Here is a 12749-nt window from a genome sequence, read left to right as displayed (position 1 = left end):
TAGGCCCGCCCGCCGCGCCCCGCAATCGCTATTGCTGCGCGGCCTCCACCGCGACCGTCACCTCGAGCACCTCGTCCGCGCCGCCGCGCGTCACGCCGCGGATGGGGGCCGCGTCCTCGGCATCCAGGCCCGAGCCCACGCGAATGTAGTGCTCGTTCGTGCAGCACTTGTTCGCGGGGTCGAAGCCCACCCAGCCAAGGCCCTCGACATGAAGCTCGGCCCAGGCATGGCTTGCCTCGTGCGGGGTGCCGTCCTCGGTGGCGTTGAGATAGCCGGTGACGTAGCGCGCGGGCAGGCCCGCGACGCTGGCTGCCGCGATCAGCACCTGCGCGTGATCCTGGCAGACGCCCGCACCTTGCGCCAGCGCCTCGGCGGCGGTGGTCGAGGCGTGGGTCTCTCCGGGCGCGTAGGCGATGGCGCGGGCCACGGCAGCGGCGAGCGCGTGTGCCCGGTCGAGATCGGCGGCATCCTCGCGGCCCTCGAGGGCCGCACGGGCGAGCTCGGCGATCGGCTTGTCGGGCCGCGTGAGGCGCGTGGTCCGACGGTAGGCCAGCGGCGGCACCGCCTCGCGATGGCCGCGCAGGACCCCGGCGGTGTCCGTGGTCTCGACCTCGCCGGTGATGGCGACCTCGATCTCCGAGACGGGCCCGCGCAGGACCATGGTGCGCACCTGGTCGCCCGCGCCGTCGCGGAAGGCTGCGCCCCAGAGCGCGCCCTCGACCTCCACCCGCCAGTCGAGGATCGTCTGCCCCTCGCAGTCGGCGGGGATCAGCCGGTGACTTTGAACCGCACCGCGCACCGGCGCCGCGAAGCGGTAGTGCGTGACATGCCGGACCGTGAGCCTCATCGGGCTTCTCCCGTCAGATAGGCGTCGTGCACCGCCTGACCGAGGCCCGCGTTCTCGGCGATGAAGCGGGTCAGGAACTCGTGCAGCCCTTCGTCGAAGACCTCCTCGACCTTGGCCTCGGCGAGCTCGGCCAGCAGATGTCGCGCGGCCTCCTGCGCGGGGGTCGAGCGGCCGTAGCCGCGGGCCAGGTGCTCGAGCGACTCGTTGGCCAGACCCGCGCAGCTCAGCAGCGAGCGGGGAAAGAGCCGGTTGAGGATCAGGAAATGCGCGATGCGCGAGGCGGTGAGCTCCCCGCCATAGGCCCAGTTGTAGGCGCGGTGCGCCGAAAGCGCGCGCAGGAGCGTCGTCCACTGATAGGTGTCGAGGCCCGAGCCCACGTAGCTGATCGAGGGCAGAAGGACGTAGTACTTCACGTCCAGAAGCCGCGCGGTGTTGTCCGCCCGCTCGAGGGCGTAGCCGAGGTTGAGGAAATGGTAGCCGTCGTCGCGCAGTTGCGTGGCCTCGATCGCGCCGCGGACCAGAGCGGTAACCCGCGTCGCCCAGTCGGTGAGGTCGGGCAGGGCGATCTGCGACCGCTCGCGCCGCTGGAGGTTCCGGAACTCCTGCCACGAGCCGTTGATCGCATCCCAGACCTGGGTCGTGAGCGCGGTGCGCACGATGCGCGCGTTCTCGCGCGCGGCGGAAAGGCAGGCGCCCACCGACGATGGGTTGTCGAGATCGAAGACGAGAAAGGTCTCTATGTCGCGCTGCCGCGTCTCGGTGCCGAACTTCTCGGCGAATCTGCCGGCCGCGCCCATCGCCTGGAGGATCGCGGCCCATTCGTTGCGAAACCCGCCCCCCGTGCTGGGCAGAAGCGTGTTGCGGTGACCCACGTCCAGAAGCCGCGCGGTGGTCTCGGCGCGCTCCAGATAGCGCGCGATCCAGTACAGGTTGGCGGCGGTGCGGCTCAGCATGCGCTCATTCCGCGATCACCCATGTGTCCTTGACGCCGCCGCCCTGGCTCGAGTTGACCACCAGCGAGCCCTCGGTCAGCGCGACGCGGGTGAGCCCGCCGGGCACCAGCTCCACCGTCTCGCCCACGAGGCAGAAGGGCCGCAGATCGACGTGCCGCGGCGCCACGCCCTCGTCCACGAAGGTGGGGCAGCTCGAGAGCGCGAGGGTGGGCTGCGCGATATAGTTGGCGGGGCTCTCGCGGAGCCTGGCCGCGAAGGCCTCGCGCGTGGCCGCGTCGGCCTTGGGGCCGATCAGCATGCCGTAGCCGCCAGAGCCATGCACCTCCTTCACCACCAGCTCGTCCAGGTGCGCGAGAACGTAGGCGAGATCGTCGGGTTCCGAGCAGCGCCAGGTCGGCACGTTCGACAGCAGCGGCTCCTCGCCGAGGTAGAAGCGGATCATCTCGGGCACGAAGACATAGACCGCCTTGTCGTCGGCCACGCCCGCGCCCGGCGCCGAACAGATCGACACCCCGCCCGAGCGATAGACGTTCATCAGCCCCGGCACCCCCAGCGCGCTGTCGGGGCGAAAGCAGAGGGGATCGAGGAAGGCGTCGTCGATCCTGCGATAGATCACGTCCACCTTCTGCGGCCCCTCAGTGGTGCGCATCCAGACGAAATCGCCCTCGACGAAGAGATCCTGCCCCTCGACGAGCTCCACGCCCATCAGGTCGGCGAGGAAGCTGTGCTCGTAGTAGGCCGAGTTGTAGGGGCCGGGCGTGAGGACGACGATGCAGGGATCGCCCGCGCATTTCGAGGGTGCCGCCGAGGCCAGCGTGCGCTTGAGAAGCCGCGCGTAGCCGTCCACCGGGGCGATGCGCATTTCCTGGAACAGCTGCGGGAACATCCGCATCATGATCTCGCGGTTCTCCAGCATGTAGGAGACGCCCGAGGGCGTGCGACAGTTGTCCTCGAGCACGTAGAACTCCTCGGGCCCGGTGCGCACGATGTCGATTCCCACGATATGCGAATAGACGCCGAGCGGCGGGCGATGGCCCGCGACGGCGATCTCGTAGGCCTCGTTGCAATAGACGATCCCGGCGGGAATGCGGCCGGCCCGCACGATTTCTCCCCGGTCGTAGATGTCGGCGAGAAAGGCGTTGAGCGCGCGCGCCCGCTGCTTGATGCCGCGCTCGAGCCGCCGCCACTCGGTGGCGGTGAAGACGCGGGGGAACATGTCGAAGGGCATCAGACGGTCGGGATCGCCGCCCTCGCCGTAGACGGCGAAGGTGATGCCGAAGCGGCGGAAAAGCGCCTCCGCCTCCGTCTGCTTGAGCGCGCGCAGCTCGGCAGGCATCGTCCGGCGCCAGGTCTCGAGCGCGCGATAGGGCGCGCGCAGCGCGCCGCCGTCGTACATCTCGTTGAACGCTTCGCTCATCGCCGCCCCCGTCTCGGCCCCCATCAAGCCGTCCGGCGGGACGGAGGGGAATGCCGCCGGGCGACAGCGGCCTCTCCTGCGTCCGTTCGCGCGGCAGTTACCGGGATTATGCACAAAATCCGGGCAGCATGAAAACCATTGCGGGGGCTTGGGCTTGCCGTGCGAAACACTATGCTGACGCGCGATCCGACGTCCGACATGCACATCCGATGACCTCGAACTTCGACGCCCGCCTCAACGATCTGATCGCGGCGATCTACCCGCGCGCCGACGGCGCGGAGTTGTCCCGGCGCATCACCGGGGCCTTCTGGCCCGACGGCCGCCCGCGCCGCCGGCGGGCGCGCGTGCCGTCCAACAATTTCTGGTCCGAGCAGGACGCGCTGGTCATCACCTACGGCAACTCGATCGTGGACGGCGTGCACAAGCCGCTGGATCTTTTGCGCGACTTCCTGCACCGCAACCTGCGGGGCACGGTGGACGGGGTGCACATCCTGCCGTTCTTCCCCTTCACCTCCGACGACGGCTTCGCGGTGACCGACTACACCGCGGTCAATCCCAGTCTCGGGGACTGGTCCGACATCCGCCGCATCGCCGAGGAGTTCAAGCTGATGTCGGACCTCGTGCTCAACCACGTCTCGAGCCAGGGGCCCTGGTTCACGGCCTACCTGCAGGGCCACGCGCCCTACGACCGCTTCTTCATGGAGGCCGAGCCCGAGGACGACCTCAGCCTCGTTGTCCGCCCGCGCACCCATCCGCTGCTGCGGCGGGTGGAGACGGCCGAGGGGCCGGCGCACGTCTGGTGCACCTTCAGCCACGACCAGATCGACCTCGACTTCCGCAATCCGGAGGTGCTGCTGGAGTTCCTGCGGATCATGCGGCTGCACATCGACAACGGGGTGCGGATCCTGCGCCTCGACGCGGTGGCCTTTCTGTGGAAGGTGGTGGGCACCCCCTGCATCCACCTGCCGCAGACGCATGCGATCGTGCGGCTCATGCGGCTTCTGTGCGACTACGCGGTGGAGCCCGTGATCCTCGTGACCGAGACCAACGTGCCCAAGGCCGAGAACCTCAGCTATTTCGGCAACGGCAACGAGGCGCATGTCGTCTACAACTTCTCACTGCCGCCGCTTCTGCTGCATGCGCTGCAGTCGGGGACTGCGCGCTATCTGATCCGCTGGCAGTCCACGATGCCGCCCGCGCAGATGGGTTGCGCCTATCTCAACTTCTCTGCCAGCCACGACGGCATCGGCATGCGCCCGGCCGAGGGTATCCTGCCCGAGGACGAGGCCGCGCGGATGATCGATTGCGTTCGGGGGCAGGGAGGGCTCGTCTCGATGCGCACCGCGCCGGACGGCACCGAACGGCCCTATGAGCTGAACATCACCTGGTATGATGCGCTGGGCGCCACCTGCGACGGCGAGACGGCGCATCACATGGAGCGTTTTCTCTGCTCGCAGACCATCGTCATGGCGCTCGAGGGCATCCCGGCCTTCTACATCCATGCGCTGCTGGCCACGCCGAACGATCACGCCGGGGTCGAGAAGACCGGCATCTCCCGCGCGATCAACCGCCATCGCTGGGACTATCCGGAGTTGCAGGCGCGGCTCGACGAACCCGAGAGCGATCAGGCCCGCGCGCTGAGCGAGATCCGGCGCCGGATGGGCGTGCGCCGGCGGCAGCCGGCCTTCCACCCCAATGCGACGCAGTTCACCCTGCAGCTCGACGACCGCATCTTCGGCCTGTGGCGGCAGAGCCTCGACCGGCGGCAGTCCGTCTTCGCGCTGCACAACGTGAGCGCGGAGACGGTCGAGATCGAGCCCTCCGCCATCAACCTGATCGACGGCGAGGCGTGGTGCGACCTGCTGTCGGGCGAGTGGGTCGCCGCCGTCGGCCAGCCCATCCGCCTCGCCCCCTATCAGTGCCGGTGGATCAGCAACCGGGGCTGACCGCCTATTGCTGGATCGACTCGAGGTAGTAGACGAGCGACAGCAGCCGGCCGCGCGTGATCGCGTCCGCCACCTCGCGGCTCATGCCCGGAAACTGCTCCATCGCCACGGCCTCGGCCGAGCTCATGTAGCGGTCCCCCCAGACCGGCATCTCGCTGCCATGGGCGCGGATGTCGTTGCGACCGTCGATCAGGAGCAGCGTGTTGCGGAAGGGGAAGCTGCCGCTGTAGCGCTTTGAAAGCTCGGTGAGGTCCGGGGTGGAAATGTCGAGAAGGCCGGCCAGAGGCCCGTCGCCCTTGCCCGATTCCCCGTGGCAGCCCGCACAGGCGATCATGTATTCCGCACGCCCGAGCGCGGACTCTTCCGTCGCGCCGTCCTGCGCGAAAGCGGCGCCCGCGGCCAGCAGCGCCGCGAGGGCGAGAGAGGTGGTTCTCTTCATGCATCGTCTCCCATCCATCTGCCGCCAGAGCCGGACGGCAGAGGCAGGATGGCGCACCTGCACGAGGCGACGCATTGACCGCTCGCATCAGGGCATGGGGCTGCAGCCCCAGCCCCCGTGGCGGTTCACTGGGAAAGCTGGCCCGCCGTCTCGAAGTAGGTCTCGGCCAGGCTGCGCACCTCGTCCGGCTCGTGCGCCTCTGAGGCCAGGTGCAGCGCCTCGAGCGTCTCGGGGAGCGCGCCGAGTTCTTCGTTGATCTTCGCGAGCGCCACCTCGATCGTGTAGGTGTATTCGTGGATCTCCTCCATGTCGGCCACGGTGAGATCCTCGCGCGCCAGCACCTCGCGGACCTTGGCGTTGTACTCCGCGAAGTTGGCCAGCGCCTGCTCCAGCGTCTCGGACGGCACGACGGCGTAGTGCTGCACCTCTCCCTCGTCGGCATGGGCGGCGAGGGCCGAAAGTCCAAGGGCCGCGGTGGCGATCAGGGTCTTGAATGGGGTCATCTCTGGTTCCTTCGGTCGAAGCGACTCAGGGCAAGCACCAAAAGCTTAGTGTTTCAGTCGGATAATCGGCCGCGCGTAGGCCTGTCAAGGATACCTGAGTGGCAAGGTCGGAATTACGCGGCGGCACGCCGGTCAGCCCAGCGTCCCGTCCAGCCAGGCCACCTCCCGCCGCGCTGCTGCGAGCGCCGCCGCCTCGCTGTCGAAGACCCGGTGCCCGTGATGCCCGATCACGAACCACCCCCGCCCGTCCTCCGGCTCGCGCCGGTATTCCTCGAAACCGTAGGTCCCGTCCGGCCGGCGGAAGAGGTCCACGCAGACGCGCTCGCCGGGCAGGTTGACGGAGCGGAGGACGGTGTGGGTGTGGGGCATGCGTCAAAAATACAGAGGCGCGCAGCCTCAGCGCACCTCCGCCAGATCCTCCTCCACCGCCGTCAGCATGTCGGTCAGCAGTTCCGGGTCGGCGGCGTTGACGCGGGACCAGGTGGGGATGAAGGGGGTCTCGAAGGGGTTGTCGAGAAACGCCTGCCCCGCGCGCATGATGTTCTCGGCAAAGAGCTCGACGGACTGCTCCTCCTTGTGGCGGTCCATGGTCAGGCCGTTCATCGCCGCGTCGTTGTAGTAGCTCTCCAGCATGTCGAGCGCCGAGCGGTAGTAGACCGCCTTGAGCGTGCGGAAGGTGTTCTGGGTGAACACAGTGCCGTCGGCCGCGAGCTTGCGGAAGATCGCCTTGCAGATGTCGGTGGACATGCGGTTGAGGCCGGTGGCCGCGTCCTCGGGGGAAAGCGCCTGATGCTTGTGGTCGTAGGCGTCCGAGATTTCGACCTGACAGACCGACTTGGGCGCAAGGTTGCGCCAGGCCTCGGAGAGCACGCCGATCTCGAGGCCCCAGTCCGACGGGATGCGCAGATCGGGCAGGATCGCGGTGCGCAGCGCCACCTCGCCCGAGAGCGGGTAGCGGAAGCTGCGCAGGAAATCGACGAAGTCGCTGTCCCCCACGACCTTGCGCAGCGACACCAGCAGCGGCGAGACGAGAAGGCGCGTGACACGCCCGTTCATCTTGCCCTCGCCGAGGCGGGGGTAGAAGCCCTTGGAAACCTGGTAGGAGAAGTTCGGGTTCACCACCGGGTAGATCAGGCGCGTCAGCATGTGGCGCGAGTAGGTGAGGATGTCGCAGTCGTGCACGGCCGCGACCCAGGTGTCGCGGCGCGCCAGCATGTAGCCCATGCAGGTCCAGACGTTCTTGCCCTTTCCGGGCTCCGACGGGTAGAGGCCGTGCGCCTTCAGCCGCTCGCCCAGCGCGCGCTGCCGCGGGCTGTCGTTCCAGATCACGACGTGATCCTGCGGCAAACGGGCGAAGAAGCGGACGGCGTGGGCGTATTGCGCGGCGTCCGCCTGGTCGAGGCCGATCACCACGCGGTGCAGATACGGCAGCTGTGCGATTTCGTCGAGGATCGCCGGCAGCGCGTCGCCCTCGAGTTCCGAGTAGAGCGACGGCAGGATGAGGGTCACCGGTCGATCACGCGCGAAGGTTGCGACCGCGTGGGTCAGCGCGTCGGGCGACACGGTGCGCAGGTCGTGCAGGGTGGCAACCTGTCCGTTCTGGTGAAAATCCGCCAAGGCCGGGCTCCTGAAATTCCGTGGTCAGACATCGACGCCTTCGTCCGATAGTATCCGTTCCACCGCCCACGACCAGCCCGTCGGTCCGGGCAGGTCGGTGCGCAGGATCCTGCCCTCCGCTTCGCCGGCGAGCCGGGGCAGGGGGGCACGGTGCGGATTGGCGACGATCGCCGCGCGGTCCGCGGATTCCAGCATCTCGACGTCGTTGGGCGCGTCGCCCAGCGCGAGGATGCGGTCGCGGCCAAGGCTCTCGGCGATCTCGTGCATCCGCTCGGCCTTGGTATGCCCGAAGCCCAGGGTCAGGAAACGGCCGCCCTCGCGGGCGGCGATACCCTCGGCGGCGAGGGTCGTGACGAAGGCGGCGCGGGCCTCCGCCGTGCCCGTCCACAGGCCGGGCTCGGTGAAGGCGCGCGCCCGGGCCAGGGCGGCTTCCTCCGGGGCGAGGCCGGTCGCCTCGGCCAGTTCCTCGCGCGTCATGTCGGAAAAGCCGCGAAAGCCTGCGCGCAGCTCGCGCGGCAGCCGGTCGAGCGCGGCCCGCAGGCGGGCATGCGCCGTGGCATCGGGCCGCGCCGCCGCCCCCGGCGGCACGATCCCGCCGCCGTTCTCGCAGATCGCGGGAACATGCGCGAAACCCAGCGCGGCCCGCAGCGGCACGATCTCGGCCGCGGTCTTCGAACTCGCGAGCACGACAGGGATGCGAGCGGCGCGGAGCCTGGCGAGGGTCGCGTCCGCCGCTGCGTGCGAATAGGTCGCATGATCCAGCAGAGTACCGTCCAGGTCGGTCACGATCAGCCAGTCCGGCATGTGCTCTATCCATCCTCCCCCGGATCCTCCGCGACGGCAGCAGGATGCCCGCGCACCGAAAGCCGTGCAGAAGTTCTTAGCTGACCGATTGCGTCGGGATTGACTTTCCCGACTGGAGCGATCAGATTTTCTTTCAAGATGCCGAGTCGCGGTCCTCGGGACCGGGACTGCCGGGGAAACGAACGCTGCGCTTTGCGTTAGGTCAATGTGAGGCGGGCAGCGGATCGGATAGTTGCGAAGAAAACCGCGGCGACGCGCAGCGGATGACGACGGGGAAACGCAGATGATCGTCTGTCACTGCATGAACATCTCGGAGGACGAGATCCGCCGCGCGGTGGACTGGATGCGGGCCTCCGACCCCGACACGATCGTCACGCCCGGCAAGGTCTATCGCGCCCTGGGCAAGAAGGCCGACTGCGGCGGATGCCTGCCGCTCTTCATGAACACGTTGGAATCGCACCCCGGAACAGGCGTGCCCGCCGAACTGTGCGACCTGCAGGGGCGCCGCGCAGGTCGCGGCTCGGAGTGACCGGAGCGTCCTGAGGCCGCAGGCCATTCCCGCTTGCACGACGGCATCGAATAGCTCATTCAAGATGTATCGCGTGCAAGGAGAGCAAGATGAAGGGCGACGACAAGGTCATCGAATACCTGAACAAGGCGCTGCGCAGCGAGCTGACGGCGGTCAGCCAGTACTGGTTGCACTACCGGCTTCAGGAGGACTGGGGGTACGGCAAGATCGCGGCCAAATCCCGCGAGGAGAGCATCGAGGAGATGCACCACGCCGACAAGCTGATCGAGCGCATCATCTTCCTCGAGGGGCATCCGAACCTTCAGAAGCTCGACCCGCTGCGCATCGGGCAGACCGTGAAGGAGACGCTCGAATGCGATCTCGCCGCGGAGCACGACGCGCGCACGCTCTACATCGAGGCGCGCAATCACTGCGACAGCGTGGGCGACTACGTCAGCAAGAACATCTTCGAGGAGCTGATCGCTGACGAGGAAGGGCACATCGACTTCCTCGAGACGCAGCTCGACCTGATGGACAAGCTGGGCGAAGAGAAATACGGCCTTCTCAACGCCTCGAGCGCCGACGAGGGCGAGGAGTGATCCGCGCGGTCGCGCCGAGGACTGCGCGGCGCCCGTGGCAGCACAGGCTTTGAATCAGACGACACGACGCGCCGACACCGGTTCCGGGCGCTTGGCCGGAACCTCGCCTCTGTGCCTCGGTCGCTCCGAGTGCTAGCTAGTGCTCGGCGGCGACCGAAGCGGAGCGGTGGAGAGGTCGAATGTCGAGCGACGCGAAGCCCGGCACGGGGCAGGACGGTCCGGAACGATTGCGGTTCGAGGGCGACAGGGGCGCGGGCCGGTCGAAATGGATCGCGCTCGCCGTCGCGCTGGCCCTCGCCGCCTGGATGGGCAGCGGATACGTCTTTCCGGCCGATGATGACGCGCAGGCCGCCGCGACCGGCGAAGGCGGGCCGGCCCCGGTTCAGGTGGCCGTCAGGGAGTCCGCCGCCGAGCCGGTGACCCAGGTCTTCGTCGCCGAAGGCGAGGCCGAACCGGAGCGCGACACCCGCGTTCTGGCCGAGGCGACGGGCAGCGTGACCGAGGTCGCCGTGAGCAAGGGCGCCGTGGTCGAGGCGGGGCAGGTGCTCGGACGCATCTCTTCGGAACGCGCGCGGGCCGAGGTCAACCGCGCGCAGGAGGAATACGACCGCGCCCTGCGCGAGTTCGAGAATGCGCAGACGTTGCTGGACCGCGGCGTGGCGACGGTGGACCGGCTGGCGCAGGCGCGCGCGGCGCTCGCGGCCGCCGAGTCGCAGCTTACCGCCGCCGAGGAGGCGCTCGAGGACACGACGATCCGTGCACCTTTCGCCGGGCGTGTCGAGTCGCTCGAGATCGACGAGGGCGAGTTCGTGACCTCCGGCACGCCGGTCGCTCGGGTCGTCGATCTCACGCCGCTCACCGTCACGGTTCGCGTGCCCCAGCAGGAGCTTCGCGGCATCGAGGAAGGCCAGCGCGCCGAGGTCTCCTTCATCACCGGCGAGACGCGAGCCGGCACCGTGTCCTTCGTCGGTGCCGCCGCCGATCCCGAGACGCGCACCTTCGCGGCGGAGGTCGAGGTCGCCAACGACGACCGCGCCATTCCGGCCGGCATCAGCGCCCAGGTCCGCATCCCGCGCGGCGAGGTGGAGGCGCATTTTCTCTCGCCCGCCATCCTCTCGCTGGATCCGGCGGGGCGGCTGGGGATCAAGACGGTCACCGCCGAAAACACCGTTGAGTTCCACCCGGTGGAGATCGTCCGCGCCGGGACCGAGGGTATCTGGGTCACGGGGCTGCCGGATCAGGCGCGCATCATCACCGTCGGGCAGGGCTTCGTCTCGGCCGGCGAGGCGGTCGCGCCGCGGCCCGAGGCCGAGCTGGATCTGGGGCAGATGCGCGACCGGCTGCTCGAGACGCCGCCGGCGCCGGAGGGCGAGTGATGAGCGCGATCATCGACGCTGCCTTCGCCCGCACCCGCGTGGTGGTGATGGTGCTGGCCTTTCTGCTCTCCTTCGGCACCGTGGCCTACGTCCAGATCCCCAAGGAGGCGGCACCCGAGGTGCCGATCCCGGTGATCTACGTCATCACCACGCTCGAGGGCATCTCGCCCGAGGATGCCGAACGCCTGCTGATCGAGCCGCTCGAGACCGAGCTCGCCTCGATCACCGGGGTCGAGGAGATGAGCGCGACGGCGCGCCAGGGCTCCGCCTCCGTCACGCTCGAGTTCGACGCGGGCTTCGACAGCGACGAGGCACTCGACAGCGTGCGCGAGGCGGTGGACCGCGCGCGCGAGGATCTGCCGGAGGACGCGACCGAGCCCTCTGTGAACGAGGTCAACACGGCGCTCTTCCCGATCCTCACTGCGATCCTCTCGGGGCCGGTGCCCGAGCGCACGCTGAACCAGCTCGCCACCGAGCTTCAGGACCGGCTCGAGGCGCTGCCCGGCGTGCTCGAGGTGGATATCGGCGGCGCGCGCGACGAGCTTCTCGAGGTGCTGATCGACCCGACGGTCTTCGAGACCTACAACATCTCCTTCGAGGAGCTCATCGGCCAGATCCAGCGCAACAACAGGCTCATCGCGGCCGGCGCCATCGAGACCGGCGCAGGGCGGATCGTCCTGAAGGTGCCCGGGCTGATCGAGGACATCGACGATGTCATGGAGCTGCCTGTCAAGGTGCGCGACGGTACCGTGGTCAGTTTCTCCGAGGTCGCCACCATCCGCCGCACCTTCGAGGATCCCAGCGGCTTCGCCCGGATCGACGGGCAGCCCGCGCTCGCGCTCGAGATCAAGAAGCGCGTGGGCGCCAACATCATCGCGACGGTCGAGAACGCCAAGCGCGTGATCGACGAGTCCACCCGGGACTGGCCCGAGTCCGTGCGCGTGGACTACATGCAGGATCAGTCGGAATACGTCCGCGACATCCTCAGCGATCTCGAGGCGAACGTGATCGCCGCCGTGCTCCTCGTCATGATCGTGGTGATCTGGGCGCTGGGCTGGCGCCCCGGTCTGCTGGTGGGGCTCGCCATTCCGGGCGCCTTCCTGACCGGGGTCGGCGCGCTCTGGGCGATGGGCGAGACGATGAACATCGTCGTGCTCTTCTCGCTGATCATGGTCGTGGGGATGCTGGTGGACGGGGCGATCGTCACCGTCGAACTCGCGGACCGCAAGCTGCAGGAGGGGCTCGCGCCACCCGCCGCCTACGCTGCCGCGGCAAAGCGGATGGCCTGGCCGATCATCGCCTCCACCGTCACCACGCTCAGCGTCTTCTTTCCGCTTCTGTTCTGGACCGGCACGGTGGGCGAGTTCATGCGCTTCCTGCCGATCACGGTCATCCTGACGCTCTCGGCCTCGCTGGCGATGGCGCTGGTCTTCATCCCCGTCCTGGGCGGGGTGATCGGGCGCGCGCAGCCGCAGAGCGCGGCGGCCAAACGCCTGCTGCACGAATCCGAAGCGGGCGATCCCCGCCGCGCCGGCGGCTGGACGGGACGCTATGCGCAGGTCGTGCAATGGGCCGTGGTTCGGCCCTGGGCGGTGCTGGGCTTCGCGCTGGCGCTGCTGATCGGCTCCTTCGCGAGCTACGCCGAATACGGCCGCGGCGTGATCTTCTTTCCCGAGGTCGAGCCCGACTTCATGCAGGTGACGGTACGCGCGCGCGACAACTTTTCGATCCACGAGCAGG

At 68.6% G+C, this 12749-nt stretch carries 13 protein-coding genes; 5 read left to right on the top strand and 8 right to left on the bottom strand.

The window, feature by feature from the left end; all coding sequences use genetic code 11:
• Positions 1-28: 28 nt before the first annotated feature.
• The 3 genes from DRV85_RS05225 to DRV85_RS05215 are packed head-to-tail and all read right to left on the bottom strand — an operon-like array spanning position 29 to position 3217.
• Positions 29-847, bottom strand: coding sequence for a transglutaminase family protein (locus DRV85_RS05225; protein ID WP_113288396.1), 819 nt, complete (start codon positions 845-847; stop codon positions 29-31).
• The gene (locus DRV85_RS05220; RefSeq protein WP_113288395.1) at positions 844-1800 is read right to left on the bottom strand and encodes an alpha-E domain-containing protein; all 957 of its coding nucleotides are present in this window, start codon (positions 1798-1800) and stop codon (positions 844-846) included. The genes DRV85_RS05225 and DRV85_RS05220 overlap by 4 nt, the downstream gene beginning before the upstream one ends.
• Positions 1801-1804: 4 nt before the next feature.
• Positions 1805-3217, bottom strand: a complete 1413-nt coding sequence (locus tag DRV85_RS05215; protein WP_113288650.1) for a circularly permuted type 2 ATP-grasp protein — start codon at positions 3215-3217, stop codon at positions 1805-1807.
• 209 nt (positions 3218-3426) lie between these two features.
• On the opposite strand from DRV85_RS05215, the gene DRV85_RS05210 reads away from it, so the two are divergent.
• A complete protein-coding gene (locus DRV85_RS05210; RefSeq protein ID WP_113288394.1) occupies positions 3427-5163 on the top strand; it encodes a sugar phosphorylase in 1737 nt (578 codons plus the stop codon).
• 4 nt (positions 5164-5167) lie between these two features.
• Here DRV85_RS05210 and DRV85_RS05205 read toward each other — a convergent pair whose 3' ends face one another.
• The 5 genes from DRV85_RS05205 to DRV85_RS05185 form a co-directional block, all read right to left on the bottom strand.
• The gene (locus DRV85_RS05205) at positions 5168-5602 is read right to left on the bottom strand and encodes a c-type cytochrome (RefSeq protein WP_113288393.1); all 435 of its coding nucleotides are present in this window, start codon (positions 5600-5602) and stop codon (positions 5168-5170) included.
• Positions 5603-5727: 125 nt separating this feature from the next.
• Positions 5728-6105: a DUF6746 family protein gene (locus DRV85_RS05200; protein WP_113288392.1), complete on the bottom strand. Its 378-nt coding sequence runs from the start codon at positions 6103-6105 to the stop codon at positions 5728-5730.
• 132 nt (positions 6106-6237) lie between these two features.
• Positions 6238-6474 (bottom strand): hypothetical protein, encoded by a 237-nt coding sequence (locus DRV85_RS05195; RefSeq protein WP_113288391.1) that lies wholly within the window; start codon positions 6472-6474, stop codon positions 6238-6240.
• A gap of 27 nt (positions 6475-6501) precedes the next feature.
• A complete protein-coding gene (locus DRV85_RS05190) occupies positions 6502-7722 on the bottom strand; it encodes a glycosyltransferase family protein (protein ID WP_113288390.1) in 1221 nt (406 codons plus the stop codon).
• 24 nt (positions 7723-7746) lie between these two features.
• The gene (locus DRV85_RS05185) at positions 7747-8526 is read right to left on the bottom strand and encodes an HAD-IIB family hydrolase (protein ID WP_113288389.1); all 780 of its coding nucleotides are present in this window, start codon (positions 8524-8526) and stop codon (positions 7747-7749) included.
• Positions 8527-8809: 283 nt separating this feature from the next.
• Between DRV85_RS05185 and DRV85_RS05180 the strand changes: the two genes are divergently transcribed.
• The 4 genes from DRV85_RS05180 to DRV85_RS05165 form a co-directional block, all read left to right on the top strand.
• Entirely contained in the window at positions 8810-9055 is a 246-nt protein-coding gene (locus DRV85_RS05180; protein ID WP_113288388.1) for a (2Fe-2S)-binding protein, read from the top strand.
• 89 nt (positions 9056-9144) lie between these two features.
• Complete coding sequence (bfr, locus tag DRV85_RS05175; protein ID WP_113288387.1) at positions 9145-9633, top strand: bacterioferritin; 489 nt, start codon at positions 9145-9147, stop codon at positions 9631-9633.
• Between the two features lie 179 nt (positions 9634-9812).
• On the top strand, positions 9813-11009 hold the full coding sequence (locus DRV85_RS05170) for an efflux RND transporter periplasmic adaptor subunit (RefSeq protein WP_113288386.1): 1197 nt from the start codon (positions 9813-9815) through the stop codon (positions 11007-11009).
• The coding region (locus DRV85_RS05165) for an efflux RND transporter permease subunit (protein WP_147238811.1) at positions 11009-12749 on the top strand (1741 nt) is incomplete at its 3' end. The genes DRV85_RS05170 and DRV85_RS05165, both read left to right, overlap by 1 nt.

It is taken from the genome of Rhodosalinus halophilus (assembly GCF_003298775.1).
Classification (GTDB): Bacteria; Pseudomonadota; Alphaproteobacteria; order Rhodobacterales; family Rhodobacteraceae; genus Rhodosalinus; species Rhodosalinus halophilus.
This window is presented reverse-complemented; position numbering and strand designations above follow the sequence as displayed.

Excerpts from the sequence above, each read along its gene's own strand:
- DRV85_RS05225 (WP_113288396.1), bottom strand. The coding sequence starts at position 847 with ATGAGGCTCACGGTCCGGCATGTCACGCACTACCGCTTCGCGGCGCCG.
- DRV85_RS05215 (WP_113288650.1), bottom strand. The coding sequence starts at position 3,217 with ATGAGCGAAGCGTTCAACGAGATGTACGACGGCGGCGCGCTGCGCGCG.
- DRV85_RS05195 (WP_113288391.1), bottom strand. The coding sequence starts at position 6,474 with ATGCCCCACACCCACACCGTCCTCCGCTCCGTCAACCTGCCCGGCGAG.
- DRV85_RS05210 (WP_113288394.1), top strand. The coding sequence starts at position 3,427 with ATGACCTCGAACTTCGACGCCCGCCTCAACGATCTGATCGCGGCGATC.
- DRV85_RS05180 (WP_113288388.1), top strand. The coding sequence starts at position 8,810 with ATGATCGTCTGTCACTGCATGAACATCTCGGAGGACGAGATCCGCCGC.
- DRV85_RS05170 (WP_113288386.1), top strand. The coding sequence starts at position 9,813 with ATGTCGAGCGACGCGAAGCCCGGCACGGGGCAGGACGGTCCGGAACGA.
- bfr (WP_113288387.1), top strand. The coding sequence starts at position 9,145 with ATGAAGGGCGACGACAAGGTCATCGAATACCTGAACAAGGCGCTGCGC.
- DRV85_RS05205 (WP_113288393.1), bottom strand. The coding sequence starts at position 5,602 with ATGAAGAGAACCACCTCTCTCGCCCTCGCGGCGCTGCTGGCCGCGGGC.
- DRV85_RS05185 (WP_113288389.1), bottom strand. The coding sequence starts at position 8,526 with ATGCCGGACTGGCTGATCGTGACCGACCTGGACGGTACTCTGCTGGAT.
- DRV85_RS05220 (WP_113288395.1), bottom strand. The coding sequence starts at position 1,800 with ATGCTGAGCCGCACCGCCGCCAACCTGTACTGGATCGCGCGCTATCTG.
- DRV85_RS05200 (WP_113288392.1), bottom strand. The coding sequence starts at position 6,105 with ATGACCCCATTCAAGACCCTGATCGCCACCGCGGCCCTTGGACTTTCG.